The sequence below is a fragment of the Ruegeria sp. BG11 genome (genome assembly GCF_056538565.1).
In genome coordinates this window covers 315,206-331,676 of the sequence record NZ_JBQFTH010000001.1, presented here as the reverse complement: position 1 = coordinate 331,676, position 16,471 = coordinate 315,206, and the positions used below count along the sequence as shown (strand labels likewise).

Here is a 16,471-nt window from a genome sequence, read left to right as displayed (position 1 = left end):
TCTTCGGGTTTCAGGACGGCTCTCCCCTACGAACAGCGTACGGACGAGTTGACGCAGCGGAAGACATGACAAGATGTCGCACCCCTGAGCAGGTCGATATTATGTCGATTAGAGTCAAGTTTGCGCGGCGGGTCTGGTGCAAAATCCGGTGAAACGCCCATATATAGGGGCGCTTTGTGTTATGAACTCATGATTTTGTTCATCGCGGAATGTGCCAGTTTTTGCCGATCACCACGTGCATAAAGTGTCAGGTCCGGTGCGTCACACCCTATGCGCGTGGTTCTAATCAGCGTACCACCAGACCTCGGGCATGTACTGGGGGCCATCGCCGTAGATAGGCAGTGTTTGAGGGTATTTCAAAGCATTGACATGGGCGATGCGACCGACATCGAAGCTCCAGATCGGGATCACGTATCGGCCCGCTGTCAGGACCCGGTCAAGGGCGCGGGTGGCGGCCACGAAATCCTCGCGAGTTTCCGAAGCCAGCATAGCGTCGATCATCCCGTCCACAGCGGGTGAGGCGACGCCCATCAGGTTGCGCGTACCCGGCGCATCGGCGGATTCGCTGCCCCAATAGAGGCGCTGTTCATTGCCTGGTGACAGGGACAGGGCACGGCGGAACGGGGTCATATCGAAATCCAACTCAGACACCCGGCCGGTATATTGCGCATTGTCGACACGTTCGGTCGTGACTTGAATTCCCAGGCGCTCCAACGCACGGGTGTAAATCTCAACCGCTGTCTGCATCTCACCATCGCCCTGTTGCAACAGAACGGTGATCTGAAACGGCTCACCCGCTGCATTGCGCAGCACGCCGTCCTGAATGGTCCAACCGGCCTCGGCCAACAGTTTCGCCGCCTGACGCAGATTCGCGCGGTTTCGGGCCGAGCCATCGCCGTCGGGTGGGGCGTAGCCTTCCAGCGTTCCGGGGATCAGGTCTGCGCTATAGGGCGCCAACAGGTCCGCAACGCGCCCAGTCGCGGGTCCCGGTTGCATCGCCAGATCAGAGCCCGAGAAATAGGATGAGATCCGCGACTGCGCACCGCCGGTGATCGTGTCGTTGATGAATTCGAAGTTGAAGGCCAGCATCAGGGCTTCACGCACGCGCCAGTCGTCGAACGGAGCTTTGCGGGTGTTCATCACCAGCCCGGTCATGCCCGAGGGCTTACCATGCGGGATCTCGGTCTTGATCACATCGCCACGTTGAACGGCGGGGAAGCTGTACTGCGTGTCCCATTTGTCGGCGTTGAACTCACGCACGGCGGAAAGCTCTCCGGCTTTGAAGGCTTCGAACAGAACGGTGGCATCGCCGTAGAATTCAATCCGGATGTCATCGAAATTCATCGTGCCTTGGCGAAACGGAACATCAGCGCCCCAATAGTCCGGATTTCGACGCAGGTTCACGTAGCGACCGGCCTCGTAATCTTCGACCACATAGGGTCCGCTTCCGACAGGAACGTCGTGCAGCTGCGCGTCGGCAAAATCCTTCCCCTCCCATTGAGCTTTCTGAAGGATCGGACGTAGCCCCACGATCAATGCAAGTTCACGGTCAGCTTCGTTAAAGCTGATGCGGACCGAGCGCGGACCGGTTTGTTCGATACTGTCGATCTTGGACCAGAGACCGCGATAGCGCAGATGCCCTTCGGTCCCGAGGGTTTGAAAAGACCAGATCACGTCGTCAACTGTGACCGGGGTGCCGTCGGAGAATCGGGCCTTATCTCGGAGTGTAAATTCCACCCAAGACCGGTCTGGCGCAGTCTCAACCGATTCGGCTAACAGCCCGTAAAGAGTGAAAGGTTCGTCCCAGGAGCGGCCCATCAGGCTCTCGTGGGTCCAAAATCTTAGCTGCCACGGAGGGGTGCCTTTTTGCACAAACGGGTTCAAACTGTTAAAGCCGCCAGTGTTTCCGAAAACGACTTTGCCGCCTTTGGGCGCCTCTGGGTTCGCATAGGGTAGAGACACAAAATCCGGTGGTAAGGCCGGGTCGCCATACATAGCTATGGCATGAGTCGATTCTGCCTGTGCCAAAGAGGACGCAAAAAGCAGGGCGATTCCCGCTGCCAAACCACGAAGCGGGTGTGAAAAATACGGGCTCATTTTGGAAACAATCCTGCTCTGGCCTTATTTTGTTGGGATTCATCGTAGCGATGATTTTTCTTGTTTTCAAACTTTTAGCTTGGACGAAAGCGCAGAATTGCTTATAAAGGTCTCACTGCTCGATAGGTTTCTTGCCTGTATGAAACCTGCCTCAATAACTTAACGCCCGCTTCGTGCGGGCGTTTTTTTTGGCAGATTTGCAGCTACTCATTCTGCAGTTCCCCGTTTTCTTTGCAGGTGCAGCATGGCACTCTGCGTGTCAGGTGAACTCAGAGGAAATGCAGTCATGAGCCTTTCGGGAAAAACGGCAATCATCACGGGATCAAATTCGGGCATCGGTCTGGGCATCGCGCGCGAGCTGGCAAAGGCCGGGGCGGATGTGGTTCTGAACTCGTTCACGGATCGGGATGAAGATCACGCGTTGGCGGCGGAGATTTCCAAAGAGACGGGTACCAACGCGCGCTACATTCAGGCCGATATGTCCAAGGGCGACGATTGTCGCGCCCTGATCGAGAAGGCGGGCTCCTGCAATATTCTGGTGAACAATGCGGGTATTCAGCATGTGTCCCCGATTGACCAGTTCCCGGTCGACAAGTGGGACGCGATCATTGCGATCAATATGAACTCGGCCTTCCATACAACCGCAGCCGCCTTGCCGTTGATGCGCGCGAGCGGGTGGGGGCGCGTCGTGAACATCGCCTCGGCCCATGGTTTGACGGCCTCTCCGTTCAAAGCGGCCTATGTGGCGGCTAAGCATGGTGTTGTTGGCATGACCAAGGCCGTCGCATTGGAAACCGCGCAAGAGCCGATCACCTGCAATGCGGTTTGTCCGGGCTATGTGCTGACCCCTCTGGTCGAAGCGCAGATCCCCGACACTATGAAGGAATACAACATGAGCCGTGAGGACGTGATCAAGAACGTCATGCTGGAGCGGCAACCGTCCAAGGAGTTCGCCACGGTCGAGCAATTGGGCGGAACGGTTCAGTTCCTCTGTTCGGATGCGGCAGCGCAGATCACCGGTACGACGATCTCGGTCGATGGTGGCTGGACGGCTTTGTGAAGTTTTATGGGGGCTCTGCCCCCAAAACCCCCGAGGTATTTTTGGCCAGATGAAGAGGTGGAACCATGAAACGGATCAATCTGGCTTTGCAGGGTGGTGGAGCGCATGGAGCGTTCACTTGGGGCGTCCTCGACCGTCTTCTGGATGAAGAAGATATCGAGGTTGCGGCGATCACCGGAACCTCGGCCGGGGCTTTGAATGGCGCTGCGTTCAAGTCCGGAATGGTTGCAAACGGGCGCGAGGGCGCGCGGGCGCGGCTGGACGGCTTGTGGAAACGCATGGGGGCCCTTGGCGATATGCGTATTGCCAACTGGTTCAGGGGGCTTGAGCCTGCGAGTATTGCGCAGGCGATGGAGTATTCGCTGCCATACTCCATTGGAGATGCGTGGTCCCGGATGGTGTCGCCATATGCTTATGGTCCGTTCTATTCGAACCCTCTGGAATCCGTGGTGGACCGTTTCAACTTTGATGAGATCTGCGCCGATCAGGGACCACGTCTGTTTGTGTGCGCGACTTGCGTGCGCAGCGGCAAGATCCGTGTGTTCACGGGCGATGAGATCTCGACCAATGCGATTTTGGCCTCGGCCTGTTTGCCCACGCTGTTCAAAGCGGTTGAAATTTACGACCCCGAAACCGACAGAACCGAGGCCTACTGGGATGGCGGCTACACTGGCAACCCGGCGCTTTACCCCTTGTTCGAGGACGACCTTCCCGATGATGTGGTGATCGTGAATATCAACCCTCTGGAACGGGACGAGTTGCCGGTTACGCCGCAGCAAATTCAGAACCGGATCAATGAGATCAGTTTTAACTCATCCCTGTTCCGCGAGCTGCGAGCGATCAATTTCGTTCAGCGGCTGCTAGAAGAGGGCAAGTTAAAAGCCGGTGAGATGAGCCGTGTTTTGGTTCACATGATTGCGGATAATGAGCTGATGAACAGCTTGTCTGTGGCGACCAAAACGGTGCCCAATCCGGTGATCCTGCACAAGTTGAAGCACGCGGGCCGCGACGCGGCAGATGGGTTTCTGGCGCGCCACAAGGATGATCTTGGACAGCACAGTACCGTCGATCTGCCCGCGATGTTCGGCTGATTACTCGGGCGGCTGTGTCGGGTCTTTTTCGTTGGGATAGACCAGACCGGCCGAGATCACGAGCTTTGCGGCCTCTTCAATCGACATATCCAGCAGGATCACATCCTCTTCCGGGAAGAACAGCAAAAAGCCGGAGGTTGGGTTGGGCGTTGTCGGGATGAAGATGCTCAGTAGGTTGCCGCCGGTTTCGGCGCGATTGCTAACCTCACCCCTTGCTGTGGTCGAAACGAACCCGATGGCCCAGATGCCACGGCGCGGATATTGAACCAGGCAGGCTTTCTCGAAAGAGCGCTCGGTCTGTGCGAACACCGTCTCCGAGATCTGTTTGATCCCGGAATAGATTGAGCGGACGATAGGCATCCGATCGACGAGGCTCTCGGTGAACGAGATGAAAGATCGGCCCAGAATGCCTTTGGCAATCCAGCCGACCAGAATGGTGAACACCAGAAAGATGATGACGCCGACGCCGCGCAGGTTGATGCCCACATATTCCTCAGGGCGGAACTGTTGTGGCACCAGCGGCAGAACGGCGCTGTCGATCCAGCCAACGACGGACCAGATCAGCCAGATCGTCAGCCAAACGGGAGCAATGACAACGATACCCGTCAGAAAAGAACCGCGCAGGCGCGAGAACAGGCCGGGGCGGCGATGTGGTTCTTCGTCAAACGGTGTGTTCATTACAGGTCCGAGTGGTTTGCAAAACTACCTAAGCAGTCCGATGCGCCGGTGCAATAGGGCAGGCTTACGCGCCGTTTACCAGTGCCTTAGCAATATTCGCCGCCAATCGCGCGTTGTTGCGTACCAGGGCGATGTTCGCGGTGAGTGAACGGCCCTCGGTCTTTTCAAAGATCCGTTGCAGCAGATAGGGCGTGACGGCTTTGCCGTTGATCCGATGGGCATCAGCGTCCGCCTGGGCTGCGGCGATGATCGGGGCCAGCTCCTCAGCCGGAATTTGGTCTGCGTCTGGGATCGGGTTCGCAACCAGTTGACCGCCCGGCAGTCCCAGCGCGCGGCGCGTCGCATGAGCCTTGGCGATGGCGTCGGCGCTGTCCATGCGCAGCGGTGCGACATAGGGGGATTGCGCGGACCAGAAGGCGGGAAAAGCGTCCTGACCATAGGCGATGACCGGAACGCCCAGCGTTTCCAGTACTTCCAGCGTTTTGGCCAGATCGAGGATCGCTTTGGCACCCGCCGCCACAACCGTCACTGGGGTTTGACCCAGCTCATGCAGGTCGGCTGAGATATCAAACGTGGTCTCGGCCCCCTGATGGACGCCTCCGATCCCGCCGGTGGCAAAGACCTCAATCCCCGCATATTGCGCCGCGATCATGGTTGCGGCCACTGTTGTGGCTCCGGTCCCGCCGGTCGAGATACAGGCGGCCATGTCCGCGCGCGAGATTTTCGCGACGCCCTGAGCCTGGCCTAAGGCCTGCAGCTGGTCGGGTTCAAGGCCCACATGCAGCACGCCTTCGATCACAGCCATGGTCGCTGGCACAACTCCTGCATCGCGGATGTCCTGTTCCACCTTCGCGGCGACCTCAACGTTCTGAGGGTAGGGCATGCCGTGGGTGATGATGGTGCTTTCCAGCGCCACGATGGGGTGGCCTGCGTCTTTGGCGGCGCGGACCTCGGCAGAGTAGTGGATAGGGATCACAGCGGAGTTTCTCCTGAAACGTAGGTTGCAGCGGCGTGGAGTGCGCGGGTCAAGGCCGTTTGCGCATCGGCGCCGTCTGATTCTGAAGCGATGTGGGCGGCCATGAATGTGTCGCCCGCGCCGGTTACGCGAGTTACAAGCACAGACGGAGGTGTCTGGGTCAGAACGCCCGAGGCCGAGCCAACGGTGGCCGAATTGCCACCATCGGTGACGAGAACGCGCAGCGCGCCCCGGTCCAGCAGGCCTTTGGCGGCGGATTGTGAATCTGTGAACTCGCGCTGACACAGTAGGCCAGCCTCTTCGAGGTTCACATAAAGTGTCGCGCGGGCGTGTTTGAGGAAAGGCAACAGGCGCTCGGCCTTGCCGGGTGAGGCCGGTGCAACCCGCAGGTCCGCCTTGGCAAAGGCGGGGCTTTGGGCGATTTCTTCCAGAAGGTCCAGCGTCAGGTTGCCGTCCAGCGCAATTGGTCCTTCAAACGGCGTATTCTCATAGCCCAGCGGCCCATGCATCAACGGGCGCAGGATTTTCGCCCCCGAAGCCTCAAGCGAGTGGGCGTCAGCGATGGCCGCGATCAGGCCGTTGGCCCCTTCGACCGCCATGTAGCGATCGGTCGGCAGGTCTTGCGAGCGGTAGATATGGTCGGTGACCATGCCGAGCCGGGCGCAAGCGTGGACCAGCTCGTCACCCTCCGGGTCGCGGCCAATGGCGGTCAGCAGGGTTGGGGTCATGCCAAACCGCACCAGCGTCATGGCAATGTTCATGGCGACGCCGCCGGGCAGGCGGGTGATCCGCCCCGGCACGTCCGATCCTTGCCGCATGGCACTTGCCGAGCGTCCGATCACGTCCCAAAGGACTGAACCGATACACAGGATTTCGCTGTTCTGAGTCATGGTGCTGTCATGCCGCAGCGCTGAGGCCCGTGCAAGCCAGAACGTCAGCGGTAACAGAGATAAGGCCTCTGTGATCTGGCTCGCGGTCGTTTCGACTTGCGATCCGGCGCGTTCGGCGGGACACTCGACCCGTATGATTGATGATTTTATTAATGAGCGTCGCAGATGAGCGGTATTTTCCGTTTCCTCCTGATTTTGCCTGTCTTTCTGCTCCTTTCGGCATGGTCTGCGAAGGCTCAGACCGCTCCGACGATTGTCGAGTTCTGGACGAAGGAAGACACTCTGTTCCTAGAGGTCACGCTGAATGCCGAGATGTTCCTGTCCGGGATCGACCCCGAAACTCGTCCCGATTTTGCCGATGACGCGCGGTACAGAGAGTTGCGCCGGCGGGTCTCCTCAGAGCTGGAGCCTGAGGTTCGGTCGTTTGTCAAAGACTGGGCCGGGACGCTGAGGGTCGAACTCGCAGGCCCGCCCCGCCTGTCCTATGAGGGCGTGCGCATCCCCATTGTCGGTGATCCTGATACTCCGCGTTTGTCAAAGCTGCTGCTGGCCGCGCCGCTGCCTGACGGGGCGTCGAGTTTGCGCCTGACATGGCCGGAGGGGCACGGGCCTGCCGTCGTTAAACAACAGCGTGTCGACGCACCCTACACGGGCTATCTGGTCGCCGGAGAGGTCAGCCCTTTGATACCGTTGCAAGGCGGTGCCGCGCTCGGCCCGCAACAGGTGCTGCAGGTGTTTCTGCCTAAGGGGCTGACCCGCATCATTCCGCATGGCTACCACGAGATCGCCCTTGTGCTGTCGCTGGTCTTTTTGACTCTCAGCCTGCGTCCGCTGTTGGCGCAGATTTTGTTTGTGTCCCTCGGGCTGATCTTCGGTCTGGCGCTTTCGGTCTATGGCGCGGTTGCGTTGCCCTCTGCGGTGGCCTCTCAGGCGCTTGCGGCTGCAACTCTCGTTTTGGCGCTGTGGAATTTGGTTCTCAGGCGTCTGACCGTTTTCCGCTTACTCGCTGTATTCGGTGCCGGATTGTTGTGTGGGATCACGCTCAGAACCTCGCTGGCGACGATTGGCGTGCCACCGGATCATTTGCCGCCCGCGATATTCGGCTATGCGGGCGGGGTGCTGGTGGCGCTTTACGCCATAGCTGCCGCAGTTTTTGCGGTCTCCGCTCTGATTGCCGGGGCGTCTGAGAGGATGCGAGGCCGGATATCGGTTCTGGCTTCGATCCTGATTGCGGGAATTGCCGTTTATTGGTTGGCCGAGCCCCTGATACTCAGCTAGCCATATGGGACAACAGGTCGTTCAGAGCGGCCGCTGGGTCCTCGGCCGACCAGATTTCATCACCGATGCCGAAGAAATCCGTATGGGGGGACAGGGTGCGGATCAGGTCTGGGGTCAGGCCGCCCTCGGCCACAACTGGAACCTCTATCATTTCCGACCACCACTGGAATAGGTCCTTTTCGGCAAGAGTGCCGTCGCCGAGAGAAGACACTCCGACCGGACCGAAGGCGACATAGTCGACGCCCGCTTCGCCAGCCGTCATGCCGTCATGGCTGGAGGCCCCACAAAAACTGCCAACAATCGCATCTGCGCCAAGCTCTTTGCGGGCAGCCCGGACCGAGCGCGCTGCATCGTCCAGATGCACACCATCCAGCCCCAGCCGTTGCGCCAGCAGAACGTGGTTCGAGATCACGATAGCCACGTCACGCGCATGGGCCACCTCGCGGCAGGCATCTGCGGCGCGCGCGATCGTGTCCTCGTCATTCCCAGCCAAGGCCAGCCGGATGCAAGCAATCTCGGTCCCGTCCAGAACCCGGGCCAATTGGTCGGGGAAGGTGCTAAGCGTGATGGTCGGCGGTGTGATCAGATAGATCTGCGGCTGCTCGGGGGTGTCCATTAGCGCGTCCTTCGCTTTCATTCTTTGGCGCGGTTTAGCGGATTGAGCGGGGGAAGCAAACTTTTATGCCTGCCGAGCGGGTATTTGGAAACAGAACAAGAGGATCGGGTTGCCCTGATGGGGCTGGGTGATTAGAGCATGCGGAACTTTCGGAGACAGCCATGCCTAGTGACACCTCTCAGCCTTCCTTTGTGCTCGTGCGCCCGCAAATGGGCGAAAACATCGGTGCCGCCGCGCGGGCGATGTGGAATTTCGGGCTGGACCGGATGCGGATCGTGGCCCCTCGGGACGGGTGGCCGAACCCTAAGGCGGTGGCGATGTCCAGCGGTGCAGGTCGGCTTCTGGATGAGGCGCAATTGTTTGACGATCTGGCGGGGTCGCTGTCTGACACGACCTTTGTGTTTGCGACCACCGCACGGCAACGCGGGTTGACCAAGCCGGTCTACAGCCCGGAACGCGCCATGCAGATCGCGGCTGAAAAGGTTGCCGCGGGCGAAAAGGTGGCAGTTCTCTTTGGCCCCGAACGCGCTGGGCTTGAGAATGAGGACATCGCCAAGGCCAACGCAATCATCTCCGTTCCTGTGAACCCGGAATATGCCTCGCTCAACCTTGGACAATGCGTGCTGCTGACAGCCTATGAGTGGATGCGTCAGACCGGTGATGTGGTGCATGAGGCTACCGATCTGGGCAAGGGCGACTGGGCGACCGGCATCGAGGTCGAGAAGCTGGTCGAACACTATGAAGATCGGCTGGAAGAGGCGGGTTTCTTCTACCCGCCGGAAAAGGCCGAGGGCATGAAAACCAATCTGCGCAACCTGTGGTCGCGGATGCGGATGACGCGGGCGGATGTGCAGATGCTGCACGGAGTCATGCGTCAGATGGTCCGTTGGAAAGACAAAGGGTAAGGCTGGACCTTGCCCCTCACTGGCCCTAGCTTGCGACGAAATCCAGAGCTTGCGACCAAATCCAGGACATATGAGGACAGCATGAGCGCCAAGCGCAGCATCTTCGAAGAAGTCTCAGACACCGAAAAACAACAAGCCGTTCAACCCGGTATGATCGACAAGGGCCGGGGTGGGGCACGCAAGGCGATCCGGGCGTGGCTGATGATCCTGTTCGCTCTGGTCGTTGTTATGATCGCCGTGGGGGGGCTGACCCGGCTCACAGATAGCGGGCTTTCGATCACCGAATGGCGTCCGATCACTGGGGCCATTCCGCCGATGACCGAGGCAGACTGGCAATCCGAATTCGACAAATACAAGGAAATCGACCAGTGGCGCATCCAGAACCAGTGGATGGAGCTGAGTGATTTCAAATTCATCTACTGGTGGGAATGGGGCCACCGCCAACTGGGCCGCGTGATCGGTCTGGTCTGGGCAATTGGCTTCTTTGGTTTCCTGATCGCGCGCAAAATCCCCACGGGTTGGACCGGCAAACTGCTGATCCCCGGTGCCTTGGGCGCCGTTCAGGGTGCGGTCGGCTGGTGGATGGTCGCCTCGGGTGTCACGCAGGGTGAGGGGATGACGGCCGTTGCAAGCTATCGTTTGGCCACCCATCTCGGCTTAGCCTTCGTGATCCTTGGGTTCCTCGCGTGGTATATCTTTGAATTGGGCCGGGATGAGCGCGACCTGATGCAGGCCCGCCGCGCGAAAGAGGCGAAGCTGTTCTCGCTCTCGACCGGCCTCCTGCATTTCACCTTTTTACAAATACTCATCGGTGCGCTGGTCGCCGGGATTGACGCAGGGCGGTCCTACACCGACTGGCCTCTGATCGGTGGGCAGCTATTGCCGCCAGACGCGACCATGCTGGAACCGATGTGGCGCAACTTCTTCGAAAGCCCCGGTCTGGTGCAATTCATCCACCGTTGCGCAGGGTATTTGCTGTTCATCTTCGCCATCATCGTCTGGCGTCGGGGGCAGACCAGCGCCCACCCGCAGACCCGTTTCGCCTTCAACGCAGCCTTTGCAGCTCTGTCTCTGCAGGTGGTGGTCGGGATCGTCACGGTCGTTTACGCAGCCCCATGGCAGATCGCCATTTTCCACCAGTTCATGGCCGTTGTGGTCTGGACCCTGATCCTGCGCGCGCGCTTCCTGAGCGGCTACCCCATTGCAACCTCAATCCGTGGAGCGTGACCCGATGAGCGCCTTTGACGACCTGATGGCCTTTCAACGTGAAACCTCGGCCCTTGGTCAGATCGCCGGTCGGCTCGGCTGGGATCAGGAGACCATGATGCCGCGCGGAGCTGCCCCGCAACGGGCCGAGGAAATGGCCGCGATTGAGGCCGTTTTGCACGCGCGCAAGTCCGACCCGCGCGTGGCTGAATGGCTGGACCAGGCCGACGCGAGTGATGCATCGGGCAAGGCCCAGTTGCGTGAGATCCGCCGGTCCTACGAGCGCACCATCAAAGTCCCCGCCGATCTGGCCAAAGCTCTTGCTCGTGTCACATCTGCCGCGCAAGGCGAATGGGCGCAGGCGCGCGCGGATGAGGACGTCTCGGCCTTCCTGCCGGTGCTGGAAGAAGTCGTCTCGCTGAAACGCGAGGAAGGGGCCGCACTGGCACAAGGTGGTGACGTCTACGACGCCATGGTCGAGGATTATGAGCCCTATACGACAGGCGCCCAGATTGCCGAGATCTTCGATCAGATGCGTCCCCGCTTGGTTGCACTGCGAGCAGCGGTTCTGGATCGGCCCGCCCCAAAGGCGCTGGAGGGCTCTTTCGACGAAACCGAACAGATGCGCCTGTCGCAAAAACTGGCGCGGACCTTCGGTTATGACCTGAACCGGGGCCGCGTCGACAAGGCGGTGCATCCGTTCAGCTCGGGCAGCGGCTCGGACGTGCGGATCACGACCCGGACCAGCGCGACTGACCCGTTCAACTGCTTCTACTCAACCATTCATGAGGTCGGCCACGCCGCCTATGAACAGGGCATCAATCCCGATTACGCGCTGACGCCTCTGGGTCAGGGCGTGTCAATGGGCGTGCATGAAAGCCAAAGCCGGATCTATGAAAACCAGCTTGGCCGCTCGCGCGCCTTCACCGGATGGCTGTTCACCCAGATGCGTGATGCGTTCGGGGATTTCGGGATCGCGGAGGCCGATGCCTTCTACGCGACGGTGAACCACGTCCAGAACGGCTATATCCGAACCGAGGCGGATGAGGTGCAATATAACCTGCACATCATGCTGCGCTTTGATCTGGAGCGCGCATTGATGGCCGGAGACCTGCAGGTCTCGGACCTCGAAGCCGCGTGGAATGACCGCTTCAAGGCGGATTTCGGTTATGCGGTCGACACGCCCTCGAACGGGTGTTTGCAGGATGTGCATTGGTCCGTGGGTCTGTTCGGCTATTTCCCGACCTATTCCCTGGGCAACGTCTATGCCGGGTGTCTTTTCCAGGCGCTGCGCGGCGCCGTGCCGGGGCTGGATGGGCAATTGGCCGAAGGTGATACCTCGGGCGCGACCACATGGCTGCGTGAGAATGTCCAGCAATATGGTGGGCTCTACGCCCCGCGTGAGGTCATTGAGCGTGCAAGCGGTGTTGAACCGGGGCCGGACCCGCTGCTCAGCTATCTTGAGCAGAAATTCGGTGCGCTCTACGGGCTGTAACCCGGACCACTCACGTTGCCGTGTGCCCGCGTGGTATTCCGCGCGGGACTGGCTAGGGTAGGGCATCTGACCCCGGCGGAGACGACTGTGCCCTTCACATCTTTGGTAAAACCCCGGCTGGCCGAAATTATCACCAGCCGAGGTCTGCAAAACGCGCGTCGTGGCCTGCACGAACTTGGTCGTAGGGCGCGTGGTGCGCGACGCGAGGTTCACTATTTTCACGATGCGTCAGACCCGTATTGCTCACTGACAGCGCAGGTTTTGCCAGCATTCGAGGCGCGCTATGACATTGCGCTACGCCCGCATTTGATCTCAGGCCCGCCAGCAGAGGCGGTTCCTGATCCGAAAGCGCATCGTGAGAACGCCATCAAAGATGCGACGCGCTTGGCGCAAAAGCTGGGTTTGGACGCGCCGAAGGCGGATGGTGTGACGCCAGAGGTCAATGCTCGTCTGGCCGCCCATCTTGGAGAGCCGGATTTCGCGCAACACCTCAAAACCATCAGCGCCGCACAATGGGCTGGGCGGGATTTACCCACGGGGAAACAGAGTGATCCCGCCGCTGCTACAAGCGCCGGAGACCTGAAGTTGCGGGCCATGGGGCACTACCTCGGCGGCACGTTTTACTATGGCGGCGAATGGTACTGGGGTGTGGACCGGCTGCACTATCTTGAAGACAGGCTGCAGAATGCCGGGCTCGGCACAGGCCCCCTTCTGGTGCCACCCCCTGAGCTGGTGTTCGACCGCCAAGCCGCCTCGAAAACCGTCGAGTTCTTTTTCTCCTTCCGCAGCCCGTATTCTTATCTGGCTTTTGACCGGGTCCAGCACTTGGCAGAACACTACGGGACTGAACTGATCCTGCGTCCGGTGCTGCCGATGCTGATGCGCGGCTTGCCGGTGCCCAGGGCGAAATCCCGATACATCCTGCAGGATTGTACGCGTGAGGCGCGGCGGCTGGGTATCCCGTTTGGCCGCATCTGCGACCCTTTGGGGAGCGGGGTCGAGCGCGGTTATGCCTTGTTCGACTACACCGAATCCGAAGGTCGGATGGCAGCGTTTTCCTCTACCTTCATGCGCTCAGTCTGGTCGGAAGGCGTAGACGCGGCCAGCGACAGGGGCCTATCTCATGTCGTCAGGACCGCCGGTCTTGATTGGCCCACGGCGCGCGATGAACTGAAATCCCAGACTTGGCGACAGCGAGTCGAGCATAACCAGAACAGGCTACAAGACCTCGGCTTTTGGGGTGTTCCCAGCTTCCACGTCGACGGTCAAAGCATTTGGGGTCAGGATCGGCTCTGGGCTGTGGCTGATCTATTGGGCACTGAATCAAAACAGGCGCTGCCCGGGTCCGGTTAGCGCCTGTTTCATGTGCTCTAGCCGAAAGATTATTCTTCGGCCTCGTCCTCATCGCCCTGATCGGCGATCCAGGCAACGCTGACGACCTCTTCGCCCTTGCCGGTGTTGAATACCCGCACGCCACCGGCGCTGCGGGACCGGAAGGAAATGCCATCGACCGGCACGCGGATCGACTGACCTTTTGAAGTGGCCAGCATGATCTGGTCATCAATCTCGACCGGGAACGAGGCGACAAGTTCGCCGCCGCGCATCGCCTTGTCCATTGCGGCAACGCCCATACCGCCCCGTCCGCGGACGGGGTAGTCATGGCTGGAACTCAGCTTACCTGCACCGCCCGCGGTGATGGTGAGGATCAGGTTCTCGGCGGCCGACATCTCGGCATAGCGTTCCTGAGGCAGAACGCTGTCGGCATTGCCTTCTTCCTCATCCGCCTCGGCCTCATCAGTGACGCCAGCCATCAGACGGCGCATCTTGAGGTATGCGGCACGCTCATCCGAGGTCGCATCGAAGTGGCGGATGACGGACATCGAAACCACTTCGTCATCGCCGGAGAGTCGCACACCACGCACACCGACCGAGGATCGGCTGTTGAAAACCCGCACAGCCGTCGTTGGGAAGCGGATTGCACGACCGGATTTGGTGACTAGCATTACATCATCCTCTTGCGAGCAGATGCGCGCGTTGATCAGCTTCGTCTCGGCGTGCTCATCTTCGAACTTCATAGCGATCTTGCCGTTGCGCTTCACATTGGTGAAGTCGGACAGGCGGTTGCGCCGTACGGTGCCTGCGCTGGTGGCAAACACGACTTGTAGGTTCTCCCATTCCTCATCCGGCACATCGACTGGCATGATGGCCGCGATGGAAACACCAGTCGGGATCGGCAGGATGTTAACGATCGCCTTGCCCTTTCCGGTGCGCCCAGATTGCGGCAGGCGCCAAGTCTTGAGCTTGTAGACCATCCCGTCGGTCGTGAAGAACAGCAGCTGCGTATGGGTGTTGGCCACGAAGAGGGTGGTGACCACGTCCTCTTCCTTGGTCTGCATCCCCGACAGGCCCTTGCCACCACGCTTTTGCGCCCGGAAATCGGCCAGCGGAGTACGTTTGATATAGCCGCCCGAGGTGACGGTCACGACCATGTCTTCGCGCTCGATCAGGTCCTCGTCCTCCATGTCGCCGGACCAGTCGACGATCTCGGTGCGACGGGGGACGGCGAATTGCTCGCGAACCTCGCGCAGTTCATCGCCGATGATGCCCATGATGCGCTCGCGCGAGGACAGGATCTCAAGGTATTCCTTGATCTTGGCGGCCAGTTGCTCCAGCTCGTCCGTGACCTCTTTGACACCCAGTTGAGTCAGGCGCTGCAGGCGCAATTCGAGGATCGCACGGGCCTGAACCTCGGTCAGGTTATAGGTGCCATCGTCGTTCATCTTGGACAGCGGGTCGTCGATCAGGCGCAGATAGCCTTCGATCTCGGCCGCAGGCCAACGGCGCGTCATCAGCTTTTCGCGCGCCTCTGCAGCATCGGCTGACGACCGGATGGTGGCAACCACTTCGTCCACGTTAGAGACGGCCACGGCTAGGCCACACAATATGTGGCTACGCTCGCGCGCCTTGCGCAGATCATAGGCGGTGCGGCGGGCTACCACATCCTCGCGGAAGTCGATGAAGGATGTCAGGAATCGGCGCAGGGTCAGTTGCTCGGGTCGGCCACCATTCAGGGCCAACATGTTGCAGCCGAAGGAGGTCTGCATCGGCGAGAAGCGATAAAGCTGGTTCAGTACCACCTCGGGCGTTGCGTCGCGCTTCAGTTCAACGACCACGCGCACGCCGTTGCGGTCGGATTCGTCCTGAACATGCGCTACGCCTTCGATGCGCTTCTCACGTACTGCTTCGGCGATCTTTTCGATCATCGAGGCTTTGTTCACCTGATAGGGGATCTCATCCACGACAATGGCGTAGCGATCTTTGCGCAGTTCCTCGACACGGGTCTTGGCGCGGATAATGACGCTGCCACGGCCTTCCAGATAGGCTTTGCGCGCACCGGAGCGGCCAAGCATGACGCCGCCGGTCGGGAAATCGGGGCCGGGGACGTATTCGATCAGTTGTTCCGAAGTCAGATCCGGGTCGTCAATCAGCGCCAGCGTTGCGTCAACTACCTCTCCCAGATTGTGCGGAGGGATATTCGTGGCCATACCCACGGCGATACCGCCTGCGCCATTGACCAGCATGTTCGGGAAACGGGCGGGCAGGACGGTCGGCTCTTTGTCTTTGCCGTCGTAGTTGTCCTGAAAATCAACCGTCTCTTTTTCGATATCGGCCAGCAGGGCAGCGGCAGGTTTGTCCATCCGAACTTCGGTGTAACGCATGGCCGCCGGGTTATCGCCGTCCATCGAGCCAAAGTTGCCCTGACCGTCCAGCAGCGGCAGTGACATCGAGAAATCCTGCGCCATCCGCACCAGCGCGTCATAGATCGCGCTATCGCCGTGCGGGTGGTACTTACCCATCACATCGCCGACCGGGCGGGCCGATTTGCGATACGCCTTTTCATGCGTGTTACCGGTCTCGTGCATGGCGTACAAAATCCGCCGATGAACGGGTTTCAGGCCGTCGCGCAGATCGGGGATCGCGCGGGAAACGATGACCGACATGGCATAGTCCAGATAGGACGTGCGCATCTCGGATTCGATGGAGACCGTCGGGCCGTCATAGACAGGGCGCTCGGGCGGGGTTTCATCCATGTTTTCAGGTGTTTCTGGCGTATCGCTCACGTAAACTGCTCGTTTCTTGTGCAGACTCTATATTTTGTGGCTCTACTCTATCAGACCC

General features: G+C 59.9%; 13 protein-coding genes. 7 read left to right on the top strand and 6 right to left on the bottom strand.

The features are described 5' to 3' along the window. Nucleotides 1-282: 282 nt before the first annotated feature. Complete coding sequence (locus tag ACR0JF_RS01675; RefSeq protein ID WP_170659665.1) at nucleotides 283-2,097, bottom strand: extracellular solute-binding protein; 1,815 nt, start codon at nucleotides 2,095-2,097, stop codon at nucleotides 283-285. A 286-nt stretch (nucleotides 2,098-2,383) separates the two neighbouring features. On the opposite strand from ACR0JF_RS01675, the gene ACR0JF_RS01670 reads away from it, so the two are divergent. Next, nucleotides 2,384-3,157, top strand: coding sequence for a 3-hydroxybutyrate dehydrogenase (locus tag ACR0JF_RS01670; protein WP_170659664.1), 774 nt, complete (start codon nucleotides 2,384-2,386; stop codon nucleotides 3,155-3,157). A 65-nt stretch (nucleotides 3,158-3,222) separates the two neighbouring features. Beyond that, nucleotides 3,223-4,248 carry a patatin-like phospholipase family protein gene (locus ACR0JF_RS01665; RefSeq protein ID WP_170659663.1) on the top strand — a complete coding sequence of 342 codons (1,026 nt, stop codon included), beginning with the start codon at nucleotides 3,223-3,225 and terminating at the stop codon, nucleotides 4,246-4,248. On the opposite strand, the gene ACR0JF_RS01660 is transcribed toward ACR0JF_RS01665, so the two are convergent. The 3 genes from ACR0JF_RS01660 to ACR0JF_RS01650 all read right to left on the bottom strand — a co-directional run bounded on the left by ACR0JF_RS01660 (nucleotide 4,249) and on the right by ACR0JF_RS01650 (nucleotide 6,792). Further along, complete coding sequence (locus ACR0JF_RS01660) at nucleotides 4,249-4,926, bottom strand: DUF502 domain-containing protein (protein ID WP_170548419.1); 678 nt, start codon at nucleotides 4,924-4,926, stop codon at nucleotides 4,249-4,251. 64 nt (nucleotides 4,927-4,990) lie between these two features. Then, nucleotides 4,991-5,902, bottom strand: coding sequence for a pseudouridine-5'-phosphate glycosidase (locus tag ACR0JF_RS01655; protein ID WP_170659662.1), 912 nt, complete (start codon nucleotides 5,900-5,902; stop codon nucleotides 4,991-4,993). Then, the gene (locus ACR0JF_RS01650; protein WP_170659661.1) at nucleotides 5,899-6,792 is read right to left on the bottom strand and encodes a PfkB family carbohydrate kinase; all 894 of its coding nucleotides are present in this window, start codon (nucleotides 6,790-6,792) and stop codon (nucleotides 5,899-5,901) included. The genes ACR0JF_RS01655 and ACR0JF_RS01650 overlap by 4 nt, the downstream gene beginning before the upstream one ends. 165 nt (nucleotides 6,793-6,957) lie before the next feature. Between ACR0JF_RS01650 and ACR0JF_RS01645 the strand changes: the two genes are divergently transcribed. After that, nucleotides 6,958-8,070 carry a HupE/UreJ family protein gene (locus ACR0JF_RS01645; RefSeq protein WP_170659660.1) on the top strand — a complete coding sequence of 371 codons (1,113 nt, stop codon included), beginning with the start codon at nucleotides 6,958-6,960 and terminating at the stop codon, nucleotides 8,068-8,070. On the opposite strand, the gene ACR0JF_RS01640 is transcribed toward ACR0JF_RS01645, so the two are convergent. After that, the gene (locus ACR0JF_RS01640) at nucleotides 8,063-8,686 is read right to left on the bottom strand and encodes a thiamine phosphate synthase (RefSeq protein WP_170659783.1); all 624 of its coding nucleotides are present in this window, start codon (nucleotides 8,684-8,686) and stop codon (nucleotides 8,063-8,065) included. The genes ACR0JF_RS01645 and ACR0JF_RS01640 overlap by 8 nt on opposite strands. A 161-nt stretch (nucleotides 8,687-8,847) precedes the next feature. Here ACR0JF_RS01640 and ACR0JF_RS01635 point away from each other — a divergent pair, with 161 nt between their 5' ends. From ACR0JF_RS01635 to ACR0JF_RS01620, 4 genes are all read left to right on the top strand, one after another. Continuing rightward, nucleotides 8,848-9,591, top strand: coding sequence for an RNA methyltransferase (locus ACR0JF_RS01635; RefSeq protein WP_170373836.1), 744 nt, complete (start codon nucleotides 8,848-8,850; stop codon nucleotides 9,589-9,591). Nucleotides 9,592-9,672: 81 nt separating this feature from the next. Then, a complete protein-coding gene (ctaA, locus tag ACR0JF_RS01630; protein WP_170659659.1) occupies nucleotides 9,673-10,818 on the top strand; it encodes a heme A synthase in 1,146 nt (381 codons plus the stop codon). Nucleotides 10,819-10,822: 4 nt separating this feature from the next. Further along, nucleotides 10,823-12,292, top strand: coding sequence for a carboxypeptidase M32 (locus ACR0JF_RS01625; RefSeq protein ID WP_170659658.1), 1,470 nt, complete (start codon nucleotides 10,823-10,825; stop codon nucleotides 12,290-12,292). A gap of 87 nt (nucleotides 12,293-12,379) precedes the next feature. Beyond that, nucleotides 12,380-13,645 (top strand): DsbA family protein, encoded by a 1,266-nt coding sequence (locus tag ACR0JF_RS01620; protein ID WP_480668862.1) that lies wholly within the window; start codon nucleotides 12,380-12,382, stop codon nucleotides 13,643-13,645. A 29-nt stretch (nucleotides 13,646-13,674) separates the two neighbouring features. On the opposite strand, the gene gyrA is transcribed toward ACR0JF_RS01620, so the two are convergent. Further along, nucleotides 13,675-16,413, bottom strand: coding sequence for a DNA gyrase subunit A (gene gyrA / locus ACR0JF_RS01615; protein ID WP_170659657.1), 2,739 nt, complete (start codon nucleotides 16,411-16,413; stop codon nucleotides 13,675-13,677). Nucleotides 16,414-16,471 lie beyond the last annotated feature (58 nt).